This window comes from Streptomyces monomycini (assembly GCF_022271435.1).
GTDB lineage: Bacteria > Actinomycetota > Actinomycetes > Streptomycetales > Streptomycetaceae > Streptomyces > Streptomyces monomycini.
In genome coordinates this window covers 31,641-50,504 of record NZ_JAFIQY010000040.1, presented here as the reverse complement: position 1 = coordinate 50,504, position 18,864 = coordinate 31,641, and the positions used below count along the sequence as shown (strand labels likewise).

Annotated in this window: 15 protein-coding genes; 9 read left to right on the top strand and 6 right to left on the bottom strand. The window is 72.7% G+C overall.

What is annotated here, in order from left to right; translation table 11 throughout:
• The first annotated feature begins 78 nt into the window (after nt 1-78).
• Nucleotides 79-855 carry an AraC family transcriptional regulator gene (locus tag JXZ78_RS32280; protein ID WP_030021973.1) on the top strand — a complete coding sequence of 259 codons (777 nt, stop codon included), beginning with the start codon at nt 79-81 and terminating at the stop codon, nt 853-855.
• Here JXZ78_RS32280 and JXZ78_RS32275 read toward each other — a convergent pair.
• The gene (locus tag JXZ78_RS32275) at nt 837-2,378 is read right to left on the bottom strand and encodes an MFS transporter (RefSeq protein WP_030021972.1); all 1,542 of its coding nucleotides are present in this window, start codon (nt 2,376-2,378) and stop codon (nt 837-839) included. The two genes, JXZ78_RS32280 and JXZ78_RS32275, sit on opposite strands and share 19 nt — an antisense overlap.
• A 233-nt stretch (nt 2,379-2,611) precedes the next feature.
• Between JXZ78_RS32275 and JXZ78_RS32270 the strand changes: the two genes are divergently transcribed.
• Both JXZ78_RS32270 and JXZ78_RS32265 read left to right on the top strand, forming a co-directional pair.
• Nucleotides 2,612-3,442: a helix-turn-helix transcriptional regulator gene (locus JXZ78_RS32270; RefSeq protein WP_238783516.1), complete on the top strand. Its 831-nt coding sequence runs from the start codon at nt 2,612-2,614 to the stop codon at nt 3,440-3,442.
• A gap of 86 nt (nt 3,443-3,528) precedes the next feature.
• Nucleotides 3,529-3,882 carry a cytidine deaminase-like protein gene (locus JXZ78_RS32265; protein ID WP_033038654.1) on the top strand — a complete coding sequence of 118 codons (354 nt, stop codon included), beginning with the start codon at nt 3,529-3,531 and terminating at the stop codon, nt 3,880-3,882.
• Between the two features lie 96 nt (nt 3,883-3,978).
• Here the strand turns inward: JXZ78_RS32265 and JXZ78_RS32260 are convergent, their stop codons facing one another.
• Entirely contained in the window at nt 3,979-5,529 is a 1,551-nt protein-coding gene (locus tag JXZ78_RS32260; RefSeq protein WP_078624461.1) for a class I adenylate-forming enzyme family protein, read from the bottom strand.
• A gap of 308 nt (nt 5,530-5,837) precedes the next feature.
• On the opposite strand from JXZ78_RS32260, the gene JXZ78_RS32255 reads away from it, so the two are divergent.
• The 5 genes from JXZ78_RS32255 to JXZ78_RS32235 all read left to right on the top strand — a co-directional run bounded on the left by JXZ78_RS32255 (nt 5,838) and on the right by JXZ78_RS32235 (nt 12,421).
• Complete coding sequence (locus JXZ78_RS32255) at nt 5,838-7,439, top strand: NAD(P)-binding domain-containing protein (protein ID WP_030021966.1); 1,602 nt, start codon at nt 5,838-5,840, stop codon at nt 7,437-7,439.
• Nucleotides 7,436-8,527 (top strand): alpha-hydroxy acid oxidase, encoded by a 1,092-nt coding sequence (locus JXZ78_RS32250; RefSeq protein WP_106968844.1) that lies wholly within the window; start codon nt 7,436-7,438, stop codon nt 8,525-8,527. The genes JXZ78_RS32255 and JXZ78_RS32250 overlap by 4 nt, the downstream gene beginning before the upstream one ends.
• The gene (locus JXZ78_RS32245) at nt 8,524-9,966 is read left to right on the top strand and encodes a cytochrome P450 (RefSeq protein WP_030021964.1); all 1,443 of its coding nucleotides are present in this window, start codon (nt 8,524-8,526) and stop codon (nt 9,964-9,966) included. The genes JXZ78_RS32250 and JXZ78_RS32245 overlap by 4 nt, the downstream gene beginning before the upstream one ends.
• Nucleotides 9,967-10,069: 103 nt before the next feature.
• A complete protein-coding gene (locus tag JXZ78_RS32240) occupies nt 10,070-11,338 on the top strand; it encodes a cation:proton antiporter (protein ID WP_030021963.1) in 1,269 nt (422 codons plus the stop codon).
• A gap of 84 nt (nt 11,339-11,422) precedes the next feature.
• Entirely contained in the window at nt 11,423-12,421 is a 999-nt protein-coding gene (locus JXZ78_RS32235; RefSeq protein ID WP_372498460.1) for a GTPase Era, read from the top strand.
• A 16-nt stretch (nt 12,422-12,437) separates the two neighbouring features.
• On the opposite strand, the gene JXZ78_RS32230 is transcribed toward JXZ78_RS32235, so the two are convergent.
• The 4 genes from JXZ78_RS32230 to JXZ78_RS32215 form a co-directional block, all read right to left on the bottom strand.
• Nucleotides 12,438-13,739 carry an MFS transporter gene (locus tag JXZ78_RS32230; RefSeq protein WP_372498459.1) on the bottom strand — a complete coding sequence of 434 codons (1,302 nt, stop codon included), beginning with the start codon at nt 13,737-13,739 and terminating at the stop codon, nt 12,438-12,440.
• Nucleotides 13,736-15,127, bottom strand: a complete 1,392-nt coding sequence (locus tag JXZ78_RS32225) for a GH1 family beta-glucosidase (protein WP_033038623.1) — start codon at nt 15,125-15,127, stop codon at nt 13,736-13,738. The genes JXZ78_RS32230 and JXZ78_RS32225 overlap by 4 nt, the downstream gene beginning before the upstream one ends.
• A 77-nt stretch (nt 15,128-15,204) precedes the next feature.
• On the bottom strand, nt 15,205-15,471 hold the full coding sequence (locus JXZ78_RS32220; RefSeq protein ID WP_030021960.1) for a protealysin inhibitor emfourin: 267 nt from the start codon (nt 15,469-15,471) through the stop codon (nt 15,205-15,207).
• Nucleotides 15,472-15,532: 61 nt separating this feature from the next.
• Complete coding sequence (locus tag JXZ78_RS32215) at nt 15,533-16,597, bottom strand: M4 family metallopeptidase (RefSeq protein WP_030021959.1); 1,065 nt, start codon at nt 16,595-16,597, stop codon at nt 15,533-15,535.
• 304 nt (nt 16,598-16,901) lie between these two features.
• Here JXZ78_RS32215 and leuA point away from each other — a divergent pair, with 304 nt between their 5' ends.
• Nucleotides 16,902-18,689, top strand: coding sequence for a 2-isopropylmalate synthase (gene leuA / locus JXZ78_RS32210; protein WP_030021958.1), 1,788 nt, complete (start codon nt 16,902-16,904; stop codon nt 18,687-18,689).
• The last annotated feature ends 175 nt before the right edge of the window (nt 18,690-18,864 follow it).

Sequence of the window (18,864 nt, the reverse complement as noted above, 5' to 3'; positions counted from 1 at the left end):
GCGTGGCAGGCTTGTGCGGGAGTGCCAGGTTCTGTCGAGAACGTGCCAGACGGGGAAGCAGGCGGGAGGCGAGGCGGCGTGTACGGCAAGAGCGAGGACCGGGACGACTACCAGCAGGTGCCCCGGCCGGTCGCCGCGATGGCCCGTGACCTGCCCGACGGCCACCACATCCCCGATCACCGGCACCTCAGGGCGCAGCTGATCTACGGCACCACCGGCGCCATCTCGGTGGCCACCGGTCACGGCGTGTGGGTGGTGCCGGCCACCCGTGGCGTGTGGGTGCCCGCCGGGCTGACCCACGCGATGACCTGCGCGGGCGCGGTCGCCATGCGCACCCTCTACATCGAGCCGCAGTCCGCCTGGCGGCTGCCCGACGCCCCCACCGTCGTCTCGGTCTCCCCGCTGCTGCGGGAGCTGATCGACGAGGCCACCCGGCTTCCGGTGGAGTACGACGTACGGGGCCGCGACGGCACGGTGATGAACCTGCTCCTGCACGAACTCGCGCCGCGCCCCGTACCGGCCCTGCACCTGCCCGCCCCGGACGACCCCCGGCTGCGCGACCTGTGCGCGGCGATCCGGCGCAGCCCCGGCGAGGACTGGACGACCCCGTACGCCGCGGCCCGCGCCCATCTGAGCACGCGCAGCCTGCACCGCAGGTTCGCCGCCGCCACGGGGATGAGCCCGGCCCGCTGGGTGCAGCAGGCCAGGCTCGTCCACGCGGTCACGCTGCTGGCCAGGGGGACGCCGGTCACCTCCGTCGCCACCGGCCTCGGCTATGCCACCCCCAGCGCCTTCACCGCCATGTTCCGGCGGGCGCTGGGCACCACTCCGTCGGCCTACTTCGCGGGCGCGTAGTCCGTACGGGACCGGGACCGGCGGGCCGCCCGGGAGAGCCCGGCGGCGGCCGGCACGGCGACCGCCGCGACGAGCAGCGCGTCCGCGCCGAGGCCCAGCCTGATGCCGCCGAGCGTGGCGTCCGCGAATCCCGCGCCGTCCTCCCGCAGGGCCGTGACGCGGGCCGACGCCAGGGCGCTCAGCAGCGGGATGCCGACCGTGAGGCCGATCTGCTGGGCGCTGGTGACCAGACCGGTGGCCAGGCCCTGTTCGGTGTCCGGCACACCGGAGGTGACGATCACTCCGTACGAGACGATCGCCCACAGGTGGCCGAAGCAGGCGACCGTCGTGGCGATCGTCGCGAGCCAGACGCCGGACGAGGCGGTGCCCAGGCCCAGCAGCGCGGCGGTGCAGACGGCCTGGACGGCCAGTCCGGTGGCCAGGGCCCGGCGGGCGCCGATCCATCCGATCACCTTCGGCGCGACGAGGCCGGCGACCACCGCGAAGAGTCCCTGCACGCCGAAGACCAGGCCGCTGAGGAAGGCGGAGAGGTGCAGCACTTCCTGGAGGTAGAGCGTCAGCAGGAAGATCACCGCGCTCATCATCGCGAAGGTGACCAGGCCCGCCAGGTTGCCCCACGCCACCGTCGGGCGGCGCAGCATCGGCAGCGAGACCAGCGGCTGGGCGGCCCGGGACTCCACGACGGCGAACGCGACGAGCAGGACGGCGCCGAGGACCAGCGTGACCGGCACGTCCGGGCGGCCGAAGCCCGCCTCGGCGGCGGTGGACAGGGCGTAGATCAGGGCGAGCAGGCCACCGGTGACGGTCACCGCGCCCGGTATGTCGATCCGGGGACGCTCGGGGTGCCGGGATTCGGTGAGCAGCGCGGGCGCCACCGCCAGCACGGCGATCCCGGCGACCGCGAGGACGCCCATCGTCGACCGCCAGCCGAGCGAGTCGGTCAGCACACCGCCGAGCACCATGCCGATGGTGAAGCCCGTCGAGAGCAGGGTGCCGCTGATCCCGAGGGCGCGTTCGCGCTGCGGGCCCTCGGTGAAGGTGGTGGTCAGCAGGGACATGCCGGTGGGCACGATGACCGCGGCGCCCAGTCCTTGCAGCGCGCGCCCGGCCAGGAAGACGGCCGGACTCCAGGCGAGCGCGGCCAGCAGGGAGGCCGCCGTGAAGAGGGCGAGTCCGGTGAGGAAGAGCCGTCGCCGCCCGTACAGGTCGGCGATCCGCCCGAACAGCAGCAGGAAACCGCCGGACGGCAGCGCGAACGCGGTGATCGCCCACTGGAGGTCGGCCTGTCCCATCCCCAGGTCCCGGCCGAGGACCGGGAGCGCCACGTTCAGGATCGAGAAGTCCAGCGCGACGATGAACTGCGCGGCGCAGAGCAGGAGAAGAACCAGTTTGGCGCGGCCGGTCATCCGGGCGGGAACGGGCGTGGAGGCGGGTGTGGATGCGGGTCCGGGGCCAGGAACAGGGGCGGCCGCCGGCTCGCCGGTGCGGCCGGGCGGAGGGGAGGGAAGTGTCTCGGTCGGCATACGAGGAGCCTGCGGCCCAGGAATACGGCGTGGGGAGCGGGAACTTATCGTGGTGTCCGGACCACCAGGAACGGTCCGGACGCGGCGGCCGCGTCGGCGGCCGGCGAACCACGGTCAACAGGGGGAACGGCGTGAGCGAGTCCGCGCGGGCGGCATCCGTACCGACGACAGGGGAGACGGGTGGCCCGGCCGGCGCCAAGCCGCGCCGTCGCCAGGAGCTGCGGGACTTCCTGATGAGCCGCCGCGCCCGGGTCAGCCCGGCCGAGGCGGGCCTGCCCGACGGCGGGCGCCGCCGGACGCCGGGGCTGCGCCGGGAGGAGGTCGCGGTGCTCGCCGGGGTCGGCGCTTCGTGGTACCAGTGGCTGGAGCAGGGGCGTGACATCACCGTCTCGCCGCAGGTGCTGGACTCCGTGGCGCGGGTGCTGCGGCTGAGCGACACCGAGCGGCGGCACCTGTACGTGCTGGCCGGGCTCAACCCGCCGCTGCGGCAGGACCCGGATCCCGCGGTGCTCGACATGTGCGAGGGGCTCCAGCGGCTGATCGACGCGTGGATGCCGTTCCCGGCCCACATCCTGGACCCGTACTGGAACAACGTCGCCTACAACGAGGCCGCGCGGCTCGTCCTGAACCACGGCCACGAAGGCGTCGCCATGAACTGCGTGATCGCCTTCTTCACCGACCCGGTCTACCGTGCCCGCGCCGCCAGCTGGGAGCGGAACGCGCCGGGGGTGGTGGCCCAGTACCGGGCGGCCTGGTCGGGCCGGCCCGGCGACGAGGGGTACGAGTCGGTCGTACGGGAACTGTCCGCGGTCAGCGAGGAGTTCGCGGAACTGTGGGCGCGCGGCGACGTCCAGGACGGCGGGCAGGTCCACAAGGAACTGGAGCACCCGCTGGTCGGCGCCCTGCTCTTCGAGACCACCCAGCTGCGGGTACCGGCCCGCCCGGACCTGACCATCGTGCTGCACAACCCGCGCCGGTCGGCGGAGGTCGACACGGCGGCGAAGCTGGAGTGGCTGACGTCGCCGGAGGGCCGCCGGGGCGGGATGTACTCGGTGGCGGGGTGACGGGGGGTGGAGGGGGTGACGGGGTCCGGCCGTCGCCGTACGCCCCTTCGTGCCCGCCGGGCCGCGGGACGCATATGCTCGCCCGTATGAGCGAAGCCGCACCGCTGGACCCGGAAGACCGCAAGATCATCACGCTGGCCCGTTCCGCGCGCGCCCGCAACGGGGTGCCGGAGGGCGCCGCCGTCCGGGACGAGACCGGGCGCACCTATGTCGCGGGGACCGTCGCCCTGGAATCGTTGCGGCTCAGCGCGTTGCGTACGGCGGTGGCCATGGCCGTCGCGAGCGGCGCGCAGTCGCTGGAGGCGGCGGCCGTGGTGACCGAGGCGGAGTCCGCCTCGGACGAGGACCGCGCGGCCGTACGAGACCTCGGCGGCGCCGGGACGCCGGTGCTGGTCGCCGGTCCGGACGGCACGCTGCGGGCCTCGGTCCAGGCGGGCTGACGGGCCGGGCGGTTGACGGACCGGGCGGCTGACGGGGCGACGGCCGGCGTCAGGGCGGATTGACGGGGTGAAGGGGCCCGCGTGAGGCCGCGCTCCTCACTCCGCCGCCCGGCCCGCCCGCACCCGCCCCAACAGCGCCTTCTTGTCCGGCTTGCCGCTCGCCGCCACCGGCACCTCCCGCATGACGGTGATCGTGGCGGGCACGCTCGCCGGGCCCAGCACGGCCGCGACGTGATCGCGCAGTGCCGTGAGGTCGGGCCGCCGGTCCGCCGCCGGGACGACGAACGCGTGGGCGGCCTCGCCGGTCCGCTCGTCGGGCGCGCCCACGACGTACGCCTGGTCGACGTCCGGGTGCCCGGCGAGGGCCTGTTCGACGGCGCCCGCGTAATGCAGCACGGCGTTGACGATGATGACGTCACGGGTGCGCCCGGTGAGCCGCAGGAAGCCGTGCTCGTCGAGGCGGCCGAGGTCGCGGGTGCGGACCCAGCCGTCCCGCAGTACGGCGCGGGTCTCCTCCTCGTCCCGGCGGTAGCCGGCCAGCGCTCCGGCCGTACGGACCCAGATCTCACCGGTGGCGCCCTCGGGGAGCGGCCGCCCGTCGGCCGGGTCCCGCACGCCGATGTCCACCCCGTCCAGGGGGCGCCCCACCGAGCCGTACGCCGTGTCCGGCCGGCGGGCCAGGTCGTCGGGGGTGAGCAGGGTCAGCATGCCGGTCTCGGTCTGCCCGTACCCCTGGTGCACGACCGGGCCGAGCCGTTCGGCCGCCTCCGCGAGGCGGTGGGGCGAGAGGGGAGATCCGGCCACGAGCAGAGCTCGGAGGCTCGTGAGATCGACGGTGTTGGCGGGGTCGGTGCGCAGGGTGTTGAGGATGTGGTGCAACCGGGGGACGGTCAGCAGGCAGGCGGTGATGCGGTGCCGTGCGAAGACCTCCGGGAAGGACAGCGGCGGGTCCGCGATGACGGCGGTGCCGCCGCCCAGCAGGCACAGCCCCAGGTGCTCGAAGATCACCGCGCTGGTGAGGGTGCCGAAGAGCAGGAAGCGCGCGTAGGCCGCCGCGAGGGCGCTGGTCCGCGCGGACCAGCGGGCGGGCTGCCACGACCAGCTCGCGGTCAGGCTGCGGTAGGTGTGCGCGCACTCCTTGGGCTGTCCGGTGCTGCCGCTGGTCAGGGTGATCAGGGCGAGGTCGTCCGGGCGGCCGCGGGCCACGAGGTCGTCGGGGGAGGCCGGTTCCGCCGTGTTCAGCAGGTCTTTCTCCAGGCCGAGCCGGGTGGTGTCGGGGGCGCCCGCCGCGAGGAGTTCGGAAGTGGCCGACGGCTCGTCGTGCACGAGGACGTCGATGCCGTCGGCCAGGACGCGGGCGAGGTGGCCCGGCGGCAGGCCGGGACGGAGGCCGGTCAGCCGGGCGCCCAGCAGATGCACCGCGAGGTGCAGGGCGAACGCCTCGGGGGTGGCGCCGGCGGCCACCGCGACGGACGACCCCGGGCCGACGCCCGCCGCGCGCAGCCCGCGCACACAACGGCCGGTCAGGTCCAGGACCGCGCGGCGCGGAACGGCGCGCCCCCGATGTTCAAACGCCGGTACGTCCGGCTGCCGGTGGAACGCGTCGACGAGGGCTTGCGGGAAAGGGCTTGCGGTGAGCTGGCTCATTTCGTGTCCGCTCCGGTGGGTGTGAACGGCTGAAATGCGTCACGGGACCGGCGGGGCGAGCGGGGCCGGGAGTACGGGAGAGTAATGCGGCGACCCGCCGGGACGCGACAGAAGGGCGTTCCAGGTAAAAGTCCCGGACCTTGTGACACTGGCTTGTGCAGCGTACTCGTAAACCTTGGATTGAGTGTGACGCAGATCACTTATTTGCGCCCTGGTGTCGTTCTTTAATGCTCAAGTACTGTCGGATTCCGCTCCATCTCCATACCCCCCGCAGGTGACAGGAGAATTGCGTGAGCCACGACGAAACGATGGACTATCTGGTGGTCGGCGCCGGCCCCGCGGGATTACAAGCCGGATATTTCCTGCAACAGACCGGACGCAGTCATCTCATCGTGGAGTCGGGCGCGGCTCCCGGTGAGTTCTTCACCCGCTTCCCCCGCCATCGCACCCTCATCTCGATCAACAAGGTGCACACCGGCTGGGACGACCCCGAGCTGAACATGCGCACCGACTGGAACTCGCTGCTCTCCGACGAGCACACCCCGCTGTTCACCGCCCGTACCCCACGCTATTTCCCGGATGCCGACGAGATGGTCGGCTACCTCGCCGACTTCGCCGCCACCCACCGCCTGCGCATCCGCCACCACACCCGTATCACCGAGATATCCCGCCCGTACGGCGGGCCGGACGGACCCGGCGACTTCCTCGCCCGCGCCGCCGACGGCACCGCCTACCGCGCACGGCGGCTGATCATGGCGACCGGCGTCACCCGCCCGTACATCCCCGCCATCGAGGGCGTCGAGACGGTCGAGCGCTACGACGAGGTCTCCGTCGACCCGGCCGGCTTCACCGGGCAGCGCGTGCTGATCATCGGCCGTGCCAACTCCGCGTTCGAGACCGCCGACAACCTCATCGAGACCGCCGCCGTCATCCACGTCGCCGGACCCGGCTCGCTGAAGCTCGCCTGGCAGACCCATTTCGTCGGACACCTGCGGGCCGTCAACAACAACTTCCTCGACACCTATCAGCTGAAATTGCAGAACGCGGTGCTGGACGGAAACATCGAACGTATCCGGCAGCAGCCGGACGGCTCATACGTGGTCTCCGTTTCCTTTTCCCGGGTCAACGAGGTGGTCAAGGACATCACTTACGACCGGGTCATCCTCGCCACCGGATTCCGCTTCGACCCGTCGGTATTCGCACCGGAGTGCCGCCCCGAACTCACCGTCAACGACCGTTTCCCGGCCCAGACCGACGCTTGGGAATCGCCGAACGTCCCCGGACTGTACTTCGCCGGCACCATCACCCAGGTACGCGATTTCAAGAAATCCACCAGTGGTTTCATCCACGGGTTCCGGTACGGCGTACGGGCCCTGCACCGCATCCTCGAAGCCCGCCACCACGGCCGCCCCTGGCCCGCCCGCGCCCTGCCCGCCACCGCCGAGGCGGTCACCGACGCCGTGATCGCCCGCGTCAACCGCAGCTCGGCGCTCTTCCAGGTCTTCGGTTTCCTCGGCGACGCGGTGCTCGTCGACCGGGACGGCACGGTCCGCTACTGCGAGGAAGTGCCGGTCGACCACCTGCACACCGCCGTCGCCGACGGCGGCTTCGGCGAGGTCGGCTCCTACTGCACCGTCACCCTCGAATACGGCGAGGGCCACGACAAGGTCAACCCGTTCGACATCTCCGCCGGCCGGGTCTCCCAGCAGGACACCACCGGCCTGGACGGCCGCTATCTGCACCCGGTGGTCCGCGTCTTCGACGGCGCCGCGCCCGGCAAGGCGACCGCCGAGCACCACCTCACCGAGAACCTGGAGAACGAGTGGGACAGCGAGGAGGTCCACCGCGCACCCCTGCGGTCCTTCCTGCGCCCCCGGCTCACCGGCCCGGAACCGGCGGCCCGGCCGTGATCCCCACCCTCGCCGACCTGCGCGAGCGGGCCCGGGAGCGGCTGGACCCGCGGGTGTACGACTTCTTCGCAGGGGGCGCCGGGGGCGAGACGGCGCTCCACGAGAACGAGGCGGCGTTCCGCAGGCTCGCCCTGCTGCCGCGCGTCCTGCGCGGGGCGGCCGCCCGCGACCTGTCCGTGACGCTGTGCGGCGACCGCCTGGCGATGCCCGTCCTGGTCTCGCCCACCGCCTTCCACCGCCTCGCGCACCCCGAGGGCGAGCTGGCCACCGCCCGCGCGACGGCGGCAGCCGGCACGGTCCTGGTCACCGGCATGGCCGCGACCGTGCCGGTGGCCGAGGTCACCGCCGCCGCCCGCGCCGTACAGGCCGACGCGGCCGTCTGGTTCCAGCTCTACCTCCAGCCCGAACCGGAGGTCACCCTCGCCCTGGTGCGCAGGGCGGAGCGGGCCGGCTGCACGGCACTGGTCGTCACGGTCGACTCACCCGTCTTCGGCCGCCGCGAACGGGACGCCCGGCACGGCTTCGACGACCTGCCCGACGGCCTGACCGCCGAGAACATGCGCGGCCTGCCCGGCGCCCTCGACGACCGCCCCCGCGACATCGCCATGTCCCCGGGGCTCTCCTGGGACGACCTGCGCAGGCTGCGGGCACAGACCCGGCTGCCGGTGCTGCTCAAGGGCGTCCTGCACCCCGGGGACGCGCGGATCGCCGTCGCCGAGGGCGTGGACGGGCTGCTGGTCTCCAACCACGGCGGCCGGCAGCTCGACGCCGCCCCGGCGAGCGTCGAGGCGCTGCCCGCCGTGGCCGAGGCCGTCGCGGGCCGGGTGCCGGTCCTGCTGGACGGCGGTGTCCGCCGGGGCTCCGACGCCGCCGTGGCCCTCGCGCTGGGCGCGTCGGCCGTCGGCGTCGGCCGCCCGGTGCTGTGGGGCCTGGCCGCGGACGGCGAGAAGGGCGTCCGGCACGTACTGGAGCTGCTGCGCGCGGAGTTCGACCACGTGCTGGCGCTGTGCGGCGGCGGCAGCCCGGCCGACCTCGGACCGGACCTCGTCGTCGCGCGGGGGAGCGTCCGGAGCGGGGAGGCCCGATGAACCGTCCCCGGCTCTCCGCCCGCCCCCGCACCCTCCGGCTGCTCGCCGCCACGGCCGCCGCCCTCTCCGTCCCGTACTGGCTGCCGCGCACGGTCGTCGCCGCCCGCGTCGCGCTCTTCGCCCGGATCAACGGCGACGAGGGCATCGCCTTCCCGAACGCCGCCGTCCCCGCCGAACGCTTCCAGGAGGTCTACTCCCACCCGGCCGCCAACGGCCGCAGCCGCGGCGCCGCCCTCTCGGACCTCTTCTGGTACTGGCTCGCGCCCGGCCCCGAAGTGCACCAGGAACACCTGGAGGACGGCCCGCGCTACGACGACGTCGCCCGCACCACCCTCACCGTGCTCGCCGGCCCCAGCCAGGACCTGTCCGCGGCGGCGGCCCGCCGTACCGCCGCCGTGCTCGACGAACGGGGCGTCGGCCGCGCCACGTTCGTACGGCTGCGCGACCTGATGATGCCGGTCTGGGCGGAATTCTTCTACGGCCTCGTCTTCCGCGAACCGTGCCCGGCCGACGTCCGGCGCCTGATCGTCGACAACGCCGAGGACGTGGTGAACTCCCTGAAGTGCACCCGGCCACGCCACCTGGCCCGCCGCACCCGCCTCACCCGCCACCTGCGGCAGCGCATCGCCGCCGGGCACGTACCGCCGCGCCACCTGCCGGGCTCCCTCTCACCCGACGAGCAGGCCCACTACCTCCAGGGCACCTTCTTCAACACGGCCGTCGTGCAGCTGTCCGAGGCCATGGCCCACCTGTTGCTCGTCCTCGGCCAACACCCGGACGTACAGCGGAAGCTGGCCGCCGCGCCCGACGACGACCGCTACTTCGCCAACGTCCTCGACGAGACGCTGCGCCTCTACCCGCTCTTCGGCGTCGCCCACCGCATCAGCACGGACGACATCCCGCTCGGCCCGGACGCCGTCCTCCCCGCCGGCTCCGTCCTGTGCTTCAACTACCCCGACTACCACGCCACCGGCTACACCGACCCCGACGTCTTCGATCCCGGCCGCTGGGACCACCTCGTCGCCAAGAACCAGCACCACATCCCGTTCGGCGTCGCCGCCAACCGGCCCTGCCCCGCCTGGCGGCTGGCCCCGCTGGTCATGCGCGCCGCGACCCGCGAGGTGCTGAGCCGCTTCACCCTCCACTCCGACGTCGCGCACACCCGCTCCATCCCGCACCGCGCCCCTTGCCTGCTGGTCCGGCGCGGCCGTCCGCTGCCGCCGCACCGGTTGCTCGCCGCCCGCGTCTTCCTGCGGGTGCGCGACCGGTGGGAGGACGTGTGGCGCAGCTGCGTCCAGCTCGTCCTCGGTACGTGGATGGTGCTGGACGCCCGCCGGCTGCGCCCGGCCGAGCGGTACTTCGCCGCCCACGACACCCAGGGCGCCCCGCTGCCGGCCGGCACCGGCGGACCGGCGCGCTGCCCGTACCCGCACGCCTGAGCCGTACGCCTGAACCACACGCCCGGTCCGTATGTCTGATCCGCGCCCCCGGCCCGTACGCCTCGCCCCCACATCAGCCCCATGAGCCGAAGGACCCTCCGCCATGACCGTCACGGAGTTAGGGCCGGTCTTCTTCCTGGCCGTCGTCGTCATCCTGCTCGTCTGCCGGCTCGTGGGGCGCGCCCTGCGAGCGCTGGGCCAGCCGCCCGTGGTGGGGGAGATGGTCGCCGGCGTGGTGCTCGGGCCGTCCGTGCTGGGCCTGCTGGCGCCCGGTCTGGAGACGGCCCTGTTCCCGCCGGAGCTGCGGCCCGCGCTGTACGTCGCCGGGCAGATCGGCCTGGTCGTCTTCATGTTCCAGACCGGGTACGAGTTCCGGTCGGCCGGCATCCGGGCGGTGGCCGGGCCGGCCGCGATGATCTCGGGCGCCGGGATCTTCGTACCGCTCGCGCTGGGTGTGGGGCTGACCTACGCCGTGCACGGCCGCGTCGACGTCTTCCCGGACGACGTGTCCGTCACCGTCTCCGCCCTCTTCGTCGGCGTCACCCTGGCCATCACCGCGTTCCCCATGCTGGCCCGCATCATCACCGAGCGGGGTCTGACCGGCACCCGCTTCGGCTCGCTGTCCCTGGCGTCCGGGGCGGTGGACGACGCGCTGGCGTGGGTGCTGCTCGCCGGGGTGCTGGGCCTGACCGGCACCGGTACCGGGCCGCTGGTCGTCGCCCTCGTGGGCAGCGCCGGCCTGGTGGTCGTACTGGCCCTGCTCGCCCGCTCCGGGACCCGGCTCACGGGCCTGGTGAACCGCCGCAGTCCCGACGAGCTGCTGCTGATCACCATCGTGGTCCTCTTCATCGCCGCCTGGTACACCGACCGCATCGGCCTGTACGCCGTCTTCGGCGCGTTCAGCCTGGGCGTGGTCTTCCCGCGCTCCGCAGCGGTGGACCGGGCCGTCGAGACGATCGCGCCGATCAGCCGGATCGTCTTCCTGCCCCTGTTCTTCACCTACTCCGGCCTGAACACCGACTTCGCGCTGCTGGCCTCGCCAGGACTGCTGCTGTTCACCGCGGGCTGTGTCGCCGTGGCCGTCCTCGGCAAGCTGGGTGCCTGCTGGCTGGCCGCGCGGCTGGCCGGCGAGGAGGCCGGGGTGGCGCTGCGCATCGGCACGCTGATGAACGCGCGGGGCCTGATGCAGCTCATCGCGATCAACATCGGTCTGGCGGCCGGCATCGTCACCCCGTCGATGTTCGCGGTGCTGGTCGTGGTCGCGCTGGTGACGACGGTGATGGCGTCCCCGATGCTGACCCTGTGGGACCGCCTCGACGCGCGCCGGACGCCGGGACGGACGCGGGCGGAGCGGGTCGGCGCCGCGCCCTGAGCCCCGCCGTACGGGGCCGGGCCGTCCGCCCGTGCGGCCGCCGTCCGGACCTGGTGGTCCGCGCCCGCCCGCCGATCGGGGACAATGGGCGCCATGAGCGTTCGTACAGAGTCCTCCGCCCAGCACCGCGCCGGCTTCGCGTGCTTCGTCGGCCGCCCGAACGCGGGCAAGTCGACCCTCACGAACGCTCTGGTCGGCACGAAGGTGGCGATCACCTCCAACCGCCCGCAGACCACCCGGCACACCGTGCGCGGCATCGTGCACCGCCCGGACGCCCAGCTCGTCCTGGTCGACACCCCGGGCCTGCACAAGCCGCGCACCCTGCTCGGCGAGCGGCTCAACGACGTCGTACGGACCACCTGGGCCGAGGTCGACGTGATCGGCTTCTGCCTGCCCGCCGACCAGAAGCTGGGCCCCGGCGACCGCTTCATCGCGGGCGAGCTGGCCGGCATCAAGAAGACCCCGAAGATCGCCATCGTCACCAAGACCGACCTGGTGGACTCCAAGCAGCTCGCCGAGCAGCTGCTCGCGGTCGACCAGCTGGGCCGGGAGCTGGGGATCGAGTGGGCGGAGATCATTCCGGTCTCGGCGGCGGAATCAGAAGGGGCGGGGCGAAGCCCCTCCGATCGGGGTGATGGTGGGCGAGGGGCCGGCCAGGTGCAGCTCGTCGCCGACCTGCTCGTGCCGATGCTCCCGGAGAGCCCCCCGCTCTACCCCGAGGGCGACCTCACCGACGAGCCCGAGCAGGTCATGGTCGCCGAGCTGATCCGTGAGGCCGCGCTCGAAGGCGTACGGGACGAGCTGCCGCACTCCATCGCGGTCGTCGTCGAGGAGATGCTGCCGCGCGAGGACCGCCCGGCGGACAAGCCGCTGCTGGACATCCACGCCAACGTCTACATCGAGCGGCCCAGCCAGAAGGGCATCATCATCGGCCCGAAGGGCAAGCGTCTGAAGGACGTCGGGGTGAAGTCCCGCAAGCACATCGAGGCGCTGCTCGGCACGCCGGTCTTCCTCGACCTGCACGTGAAGGTCGCCAAGGACTGGCAGCGCGACCCGAAGCAGCTCCGCAAGCTGGGCTTCTGACCGGCGGCACCGGCCCTCACGCCACCCCGCGGATCCGCCGCACCAGCAGCGCCCCCGCCAGCCCGATGCCCGCCGCGACCAGGTACAGCGTCCGGTAGCCGCCCAGGTACGTCACGATGGGCGCGGCCAGTGCGGGGGCGGCCACCTGCGGCAGCGAGTTTGCGATGTTGACGACGCCGAGGTCCCGGCCCCGGTGGGCGGCGGCCGGCAGCACGTCCGTCATCAGGGCGAAGTCCACCGACGTGAAGACGCCGAAGCCGACGCCCAGCAGCGCGGCGGCGACCAGCGCGCCGGTCCAGGTCTGCCACCCGGCGAGCAGCGCGGTGGCCACCGCCATGATCACGCCGGACCAGAGCACGAACGGCTTGCGGCGGCCCGAACGGTCCGACCACACCCCGCCGACGACGACGGTGGCGAGCAGCATCACCCCGTTGACGGCGGTCAGGATGAGCACGCCGTCCCCCGGGCGGGGCCGGTGCAGCACATCGCGCAGGTAGTAGAGCAGGTACAGCAGCGCGATCGCGTTGCCGAGGTTGACCAGGAAGCGGGTCAGCCACGCCCACGCCAGGTCGGGGTGGCGGCGCGGACTGATCCAGAACCCGGCGAGGAACGGCCGCCACGCGAACGGCGGCCGGTCACCGGGCCCGATCCGCAGGTCCCGGTAGCGCAGGACGTACGGCAGCGTGGCCAGCACGGTGAAAGCGGCGCAGGCCGCGTACCCCGCCGCGACGCCGCCCGCGGCGGTGGCCAGGCCGGTACCAACCACCACGCCCAGGATCTGCGCCGCGCCCAGCCAGCCGCCCACCGCGCCGCGCTGGAGGTGCGGGACGCGGTCCGGTACGGCCGCGGTGACCGCCGCGAACGCGGCGTTGAGCGCCAGCTGCACCAGACACCACCCGGCCGCCATGGCGGCGACGCTCCGGGCGGCAGCCAACAGGCACAGCGCCCCCGCACCCCCGAGCACACCGGCCGCGATCCACGGCGTACGGCGCCCGAACCGCGACACCGTACGGTCCGACAGCGCGCCGAAGACCGGATTGGCGACGAGCGACACCGCCGCGCCCAGGCCCGTCACCCACGCCAGCACCGACTCCTTCGACGTGCCCGGCGGCGCCAGCTCGGCCGCCTGGAGAGCCAGCAGGATCTGGATCGGCCCGTACCAGCCGACCCAGACCGCCCCGTTGGCCAGCGCCAGCGCCGCGGTCCAGCCGCCGCCCACCCGCTCGACCGGCTCGGCGAGGGCCCCGGACGTGCCGGCGGGAGCCCCGGGCGTGCCCGAGGGGACCCCGGGCGTGCCCGCGGCCCCCGCACCGGTCACCGCTGGGCCCGAAGCGCGTCCCGCAGCCAGTAGTACGAAGCCTTCGGGGTCCGGACCAGCGTGTCGTAGTCGACGTGCACCAGCCCGAACCTGCGGGCGTACCCCTCCGCCCACTCGAAGTTGTCCAGCAGCGACCAGACGAAGTAGCCGCGCACGTCCACCCCGGCGGTGATCGCGTCGTGCAGGGCCCGCAGGTGCCCGTCCAGGAAGGCGATCCGCTCCCGGTCCCCGACACCGTCGTACGAGCAGCCGTTCTCGGTGATGACCACGGGCGGCAGCCGGTCGCCGTACCGGTCGCGGAACCCGGTCAGCAGCTCGGTCAGCGCCGCGGGCACCACCGGCCACCCGAAGTCCGTCCGCGGATACCCCTCGATCTCCCGAGGCGCGAACGGCAGCCCCGGCGGCAGCTCGATCCCCGCGAAGTCGCCCCCTCCGGCGCCCTCCGCCGCAGGCGCCCCCACCTTCGTCGGCTGGTAGTAATTCACCCCGTACCAGTCCAGCGGCTCGCCGATGATCCGCAGGTCCTCGTCCACCGGACCGGTCCCGGACAGCAGCGGCGCCGTCAGCTCCTCCTCCGGATAGCGCCCCAGCAGCACCGGCTCCGCGAACAGACGGTTCAGCAGCAGGTCGTACAGCCCGGCCGCCTCCTGGTCGGCGGCCGACTCCGAGGCGGCCCACGTCGGCCCGTGCGAATTGGCGATCCCGATGCCGCCCGCACCCCGCGCCCGCAGCGCCTGCACGGCCAGGCCGTGGCCCAGCAGCAGGTGATGCGCCACGGGCAGCGCCCCGAAGCCCAGCTCCCGGCCCGGCGCGTGCTGCCCCAGCCCGTACCCCAGCAGCGTCAGCTCGGCGGGCTCGTTGAGCGTGATCCACCGGTCCACCCGGTCACCGAGGCGCGCCGCCACGGCGTCCGCGTACGCCGCGAACCGCGACGCAGTGTCCCGCTCCAGCCACCCGCCCGCCGCCTCGACGGCCTCCGGCGTGTCCCAGTGGAAGAGCGTCGGCACCGGCCGGACGCCCGCCGCGCACAGCGCGTCGACCAGCCGGTCGTAGAAGTCCAGCCCCGCCGCGTTGACCCGCGGGCCACCGTCCGGCATCACCCGGGGCCAGGCCACCGAGAACCGGTACGCGCCGACTCCCAGCTCCTCGATCAGCGCGACGTCCTCGCGGTACCGCTGGTAGTGCCCGGTCGCCACCCGGCCGTCGGAGCCGTCCTTGACCCGCCCGGCCCGCTCCACGAAGGCGTCCCACACCGACCGCCCGCGGCCGTCCTCGTCCACCGCCCCCTCGATCTGGTACGCGGACGTCGACACCCCCCACACGAACCCCGCCGGAAAGCGGGGCAACGCACCCGACGAGGACCCACCCGGCGCACGTGATCCGTCCATGGGCCGGATCCTGGTTACCGGCGGGAACCTGTGTCAAGGGGCATGCACGGAAGCGGAGTTGCCGGCCGGGCGGCCGGTCAGCAGCCCTCCTTCAGTACTCTGCTGATCAGCTTGCGCTGTTCCGTGGTGAGCCGGGGGTCGGAGGCGTAGACCGTGTGGCCGTCGATGGTGATCTGGTAGCTGAAACCGTCGGGGACGCCTACCGGGGGCGTGCCCCGGCCGGCGGCGGCTGCCTGCTCGGCCAGGGCGTGCCATTCCGCGGCATCGGGGCGGCCGGAGGTGTCGACCTCGGCGTGGCGCTCGATACCGGCGAAGCCGCCGGTGCGTCGTACTTGAATCCGCATGACGGGCTTCCTACCCAGTGGGGTGCGGGGAAACGGACAGATCGGGCCAGATGGTGGCGGATCAGGTGGTGGGAACTCCCACCTGCGACCATGCCTTCGTCAGGGCCTGGAGGACGTCGCCCTCACCGTACTCGGTGCGCGCGGTGGCCACCGTCAGGCGTGCGAAGTCGTCGAACTGGGCGTCCTTGTCGAGCTCCCCGCCGGTCAGCGTCTTGTACCAGATCTGTCCGGCCCGCTCCCACGCGTTGCCGCCGAGGGCCGTGGCGAGCAGGTAGAAGGCGTGGTTGGGGATGCCGGAGTTGATGTGCACGCCGCCGTTGTCGCGGGAGGTCTTGACGTAGTCGTCCATCGTCGCGGGCTGCGGGTCCTTGCCCAGGACGTCGTCGTCGTACGCGGTGCCCGGGGCCTTCATCGAGCGCAGCGCCTCGCCGGTGACGTTGGGGCCGAGCAGCCCGGCGCCGATCAGCCAGTCGGCCTGGGAGGCGTTCTGGCCCAGCGCGTACTGCTTGATCAGGGCGCCGAAGACGTCCGACATGGACTCGTTGAGCGCGCCGGACTGGCCGAAGTAGTCCAGGTTGGCGGTGTGCTGGGTGACGCCGTGGGTCAGCTCGTGGCCGATGACGTCGACCGGGATGGTGAAGTCGAGGAACAGGTCGTTGTCGCCGTCGCCGAAGACCATGCGCTGGCCGTCCCAGAAGGCGTTGTCGTAGTTCTCGCCGTAGTGGACGGTCGCGTTCAGCGGCAGGCCGGAGTCGTCGATGGAGTGCCGGCCGTAGACCTTCAGGTACAGGTCGAAGGTGGCGCCGAGGCCCGCGTGCGCGCGGTTGACGGAGGCGTCCTTGGACGGCTTGTCGTCCTCGGAGTGCACCTTCTTGCCCGGCAGCGTCTCCAGGTGCCGCGCGTCGTAGATCGTGCGGTTCGGCTTGTCCGACGGGGCGCCGGTGGGCGCGGCCATGCCGCGGACGGTGGTGATGCGGCGGCGGGTGCGCTGCAGGGCGTCGTGCTCCAGGGTGCGCAGGGCGCGCTCGGAACGGCCCCCGTCCTCCAGTTGCGAGAGGTGGTCGAGGACGTGGGGCGGCACGATCGTGCAGAAGACCGGGTGGCTCTCAGTGGCTTCAGGGTTCATGCACGGCAATGTGGCACTGGGTCATCAGCGTGTCACGCCCTGGCGTCATGATTCCTGAAAACGTGTGGTAGATCGCTGTTCGGGGGTTACGTGGGCCCGGTCCCGCATACTGATACGGGGCCGCAGATTCCGCGTCACCTCGGCTAGGGTGCTGTGCATCATGCGTTACGGGCTGCTTCTCCTTAGCTGCCGCGGCGAGGGTCTGTTGTCGTAGGCCGACCCCCTCCCCGCGGGATTCGGTGTTGCGATTTTCGCCCCGTCGGCCTCTCCCCCCCCGCGGACACACGAGGAGCCCCGCGCCACCATGACGAATCCGTCGATCGCCGCCCAGCACGCTGAGAACTCCGTCGGCCGCCCCACCCCGATCACGAACGCGACCCGCACCCAGAAGCCCTCCGGCCTGCCGGTGCACCGCTACGGCGGTTACGAGGCCGTCGACATCGCGGACCGCACCTGGCCGGACAACCGCATCACCCAGGCGCCCCGCTGGCTCTCCACGGACCTGCGCGACGGCAACCAGGCCCTGATCGACCCCATGTCGCCGGCCCGCAAGCGCGAGATGTTCGACCTGCTGGTGAAGATGGGCTACAAGGAGATCGAGGTCGGTTTCCCCTCGTCCGGCGCCACCGACTTCGACTTCGTACGGTCGATCATCGAAGAGGGTGCGATCCCCGAGGACGTGACGATCTCCGTCCTGACGCAGGCCCGCGAGGAGCTGATCGAGCGGACCGTGGAGTCGCTGCGCGGCGCCCACAAGGCCACCGTCCACCTGTACAACGCCACCGCGCCGGTCTTCCGCCGGGTGGTCTTCCGCGGCTCGCGCGAGCAGGTCAAGCAGATCGCGGTGGACGGTACGCGGCTGGTCGTGGAGTACGCGGAGAAGATCCTGGGCCCGGAGACGGCGTTCGGCTACCAGTACAGCCCGGAGATCTTCACCGACACCGAGCTGGACTTCGCCCTGGAGGTCTGCGAGGGCGTGATGGACGTCTGGCAGCCCGAGGCGGGCCGCGAGATCATCCTGAACCTGCCGGCCACCGTCGAGCGCTCCACCCCCTCCACGCACGCCGACCGCTTCGAGTGGATGTCGCGCAACCTGTCCCGGCGCGAGCACATCTGCCTGTCCGTGCACCCGCACAACGACCGCGGCACCGCGGTGGCCGCCGCCGAACTGGCGATCATGGCCGGTGCGGACCGGATCGAGGGCTGCCTGTTCGGGCAGGGCGAGCGCACCGGCAACGTGGACCTGGTCACCCTGGGCATGAACCTGTTCAGCCAGGGCGTGGACCCGCAGATCGACTTCTCGCAGATCGACGAGGTCCGCCGGACCGCCGAGTACTGCAACCAGATGGAGGTCCACCCGCGCCACCCGTACGCGGGCGACCTGGTCTACACCGCCTTCTCCGGCTCCCACCAGGACGCCATCAAGAAGGGCTTCGAGGCCATGGAGGTCCAGGCCGCGGAGCAGGGCAAGAGCGTGGACGACCTGGAGTGGGCCGTCCCGTACCTGCCCATCGACCCCAAGGACGTCGGCCGCTCCTACGAGGCCGTGATCCGCGTCAACTCGCAGTCCGGCAAGGGCGGCATCGCGTACGTCCTGAAGAACGACCACAAGCTGGACCTGCCGCGCCGGATGCAGATCGAGTTCTCCAAGACCATCCAGGAGAAGACCGACGCCGAGGGCGGCGAGGTCACGCCGGACGCGATCTGGTCGGTCTTCCAGGACGAGTACCTGCCGACCCCGGAGAACGCCTGGGGCCGGATCGCGCTGCGCAGCGCGCAGACCTCCACGACGACCGAGGGCACCGACGCGCTGACCGTCGAGGCGGTCGTGGGCGGCGCCGACACGGTCCTGACCGGTACCGGCAACGGCCCGCTGGCGGCGTTCTTCGACGCGCTGCACGCGATCGACGTGGACGTACGGCTGCTGGACTACGTCGAGCACACGATGAGCGAGGGCGTCGGCGCCCAGGCCGCCGCGTACATCGAGTGCGCGATCGGCGACAAGGTGCTGTGGGGCGTCGGCATCGACGCGAACATCGTGCGCGCCTCGATCAAGGCGGCCGTCTCGGCGGTCAACCGCGCGAGCCGCTGATCACCGGGCCGTTGTGCGGTCCGCGCCCCCGGCCTGCGGGCCGGACCGGGCTCCGGGCCGCACACCGGCTGTGACCTGCGACGTACCGAGCGTCCCCCGGCTCTTTCCGCGAGCGCCGGGGGGCGCTCGGGCGTTCAACCGGTTTAAACGGCCGTCTTGTCCGGTCCGCACTACT